At 35.2% G+C, this 2,596-nt stretch carries 3 protein-coding genes; all 3 read left to right on the top strand.

What is annotated here, in order from left to right:
- Positions 1 to 169: 169 nt before the first annotated feature.
- The 3 genes from EI164_RS15610 to EI164_RS15600 are packed head-to-tail and all read left to right on the top strand — an operon-like array spanning position 170 to position 2,517.
- Positions 170 to 574, top strand: coding sequence for a hypothetical protein (locus tag EI164_RS15610; protein WP_192520892.1), 405 nt, complete (start codon positions 170 to 172; stop codon positions 572 to 574).
- A gap of 6 nt (positions 575 to 580) precedes the next feature.
- Positions 581 to 1,426 carry a glycosyltransferase family 25 protein gene (locus EI164_RS15605; RefSeq protein ID WP_225739356.1) on the top strand — a complete coding sequence of 282 codons (846 nt, stop codon included), beginning with the start codon at positions 581 to 583 and terminating at the stop codon, positions 1,424 to 1,426.
- Entirely contained in the window at positions 1,423 to 2,517 is a 1,095-nt protein-coding gene (locus EI164_RS15600) for a glycosyltransferase (RefSeq protein WP_192520890.1), read from the top strand. Before EI164_RS15605 ends, EI164_RS15600 begins: the two co-directional genes overlap by 4 nt.
- Positions 2,518 to 2,596 lie beyond the last annotated feature (79 nt).

Raw genomic sequence — 2,596 nt, 5'->3', positions numbered from 1 at the left:
ACGATCTAAGTATAGCTTATTCTGAAATATCTATGCTAATTGATGACACGCCCTAGTTAAAACTTCTTATATTTTTCATTGTGAAGATGACTGGGAATTTTATAGAACGAATTTTATATCTGACTCACTAAAAATACTTACTACATATCCAGAAGTAGATGTAGTAAGGTTGCGAAGTTATTACTACGATATTGCTCCTCATTATCCCTTTCACTTTCTAGGTGAGCGTGAAGTTGTTGGAAGTATTCCTTTTTATAAGCTTGATAGTACAGACCCTCTATGGAGAGGTTTTAGTTTTAATCCTGGTTTAAGAAGACTCGCTGATTACAAAAAAGTTGCTCCTTATGCAAGATTTGAATCTTCATCTAAAGGGGAGTCAGGCATATCAATAGAGTTTCATAATTTGAATATGAGAACTGTCTTGCTTGAGAATGATGCATGCGCTCATATAGGCTACGGCAATCATGTAATAACTGATTCAGAAAGGCTTGTACAAGCGAAGAAGAAGAAGGTCCGCCAGTTTAGGTATGTTGGGCTGTTTATACTAGGGATTATTATTGGTAGTTGGATGTGATATTTTATGAAAGTATATGTAGTTAATATGGATAACCGACCAGACAGATGGAAACATATAGTATCTCAATTGACCGCTTTAGGTATTGAGTATACTCGAGTGTCAGCAGTCGATGGTAAGAGTTTAAATGTGGAAGAACAAAAGCTTTTTGATAAAAGAAGGTTTGTATTGGAACAAAAGAAACCTTCAGTTCTAGGAGAAATTGGTTGTGCAATGTCTCATAGGAATATTTGGAAAGATATTGTAAGAAATGAAATTAAATATGCTTTAGTGCTTGAAGATGATGTTAATTTAGAAAACATAATAGTTGACTTTCTAAGTAATAAATCAAATTTTGAAAAGTTCGATTTATTAAACATATCATCTAATCAGCCTTATTCTCTGCAAGGAATTGACAAGATAAAATTAGATTCACATAATGAGGCAGTAAGGCCCAATAAATGGAAACGTAAAAAGAGAAAGCAATGGAAAAAAATGGAATGGCGACGTCGGTGGCGTATATTCAGCATCAAGAAAGTATGTGAGGGCTTTTATACCTGTGAATGTGACCCAGCACCAGCATTAACAAGCGGGTATATTATATCTAATCATGGAGCTATTCATCTATTAAATACTTCAGAGTCTATGTTTTATCCTATTGATTTAACATGGCGCTACAGTGGTGGAAAGTTAATTGAAGGCTTTCTTAGTCAGCCTTTAGTAATACAATCATTAGATGATACAGACATCCATGGTCGATATAAAGGATATAAACTAAATTTAAGAGAGAAAATACTAAGGGCTATTTTTAAAAGTCGTCGCATTAAGCGTAGATGGGATATCTTAAAAATGTATGGTTTCACAAAGCTATGACTAAAAATCAGCCAAATAAAATAATATTAACTATCTTTAGTCTACAAGGTGGAGGTGCAGAACGCTTTGTATTGACCCTTGCAGAGGGCTTTAAGACGTTGGGTTATGATCCACATATTATTTGCTTTAAAAACCAAATAGACTACCCAAAACCAGATGTGGCATTGCATTTTTTATCTTATCAGTCTTATCGATGGATGCCTAAGTATATCCGAAATAAGGTGTTTGCTCGAGTGTTCGATAAATATGTAAAAAACAATATTACTAATACACCTGCACTTTTGATATCTAATTTATGGCAGGTGGATCAGGTCCTAGCATATAGTAAGTTGCCTAATAAGTTGTTTGTAATACATAACACCTTATCTAAGGAAAAGAGTATCCATACCTATTTAACGAATGAAGCGCTACAAAACGTATATTCAAATCAGAACATTGTAGCAGTTAGTCAAGGTGTGAAGCAGGACTTCGAAGGTATAGTCAAACAGATAAGCTCACTTACAGCTATTCATAACCCAATTGATAGAGAGTTTATTTTAAAATCTGCTAAGCAGTTGGATATACTACACAAATTAATCACTCAGTATCCATTACTCAAGCAGGGTTATCTCATTCATGTCGGAAAGTTTAAGGCTCAAAAAAATCATATGGACTTGATAAAGGCTTATGCGAGGAGTCATCAGAGAAAACCATTGCTACTGGTAGGGCAGGGAGAGCTTAAACAAGAATGTGAAAACCTCTGCAGTGAGCTAGGTGTCACAGATAAGGTTATATTTTGTGGGTTTGAGCCGAACCCTTATCCTTTGATAGTTAATGCTGATGCGATGGTGCTTTCTTCAATTTATGAAGGGTTTGGCATTGTAATAGCGGAAGCTTTGGCTTTAGGTGTGCCAGTTATAAGTACAGACTGTGAATCTGGACCAAGAGAGCTTCTTCCTGAGAGTAACCTAGTGAAGGTAGGTGATATAGAGAGTTTATCTGCTAAATTGAATGAGATTAGTGAAAGTCCTGAAAGCTTTAGTAGTAGCTTTGACGTAGGTTTGCTACCTGATAGTGTTGCTCAAAAATATCTTCAGACTTTAGAATCCTAATGAAAAAAGAGTCAATTAATTTTTGGTGGTGTTCTAAAAAGTATGCTGGCATCAGACATAGCCATAATTGACATAGAAG

Source organism: Psychrobacter sp. FME13, assembly GCF_014861395.1.
Classification (GTDB): Bacteria; Pseudomonadota; Gammaproteobacteria; order Pseudomonadales; family Moraxellaceae; genus Psychrobacter.
Note: the sequence above shows the minus strand (reverse complement) of the source record. Positions and strands in the feature narration are given on the sequence as shown.

Bases quoted from the DNA above. Each gene is read 5' to 3' on its own strand.
- EI164_RS15605 (WP_225739356.1), top strand. From the start codon at position 581: ATGAAAGTATATGTAGTTAATATGGATAACCGACCAGACAGATGGAAA.
- EI164_RS15600 (WP_192520890.1), top strand. From the start codon at position 1,423: ATGACTAAAAATCAGCCAAATAAAATAATATTAACTATCTTTAGTCTA.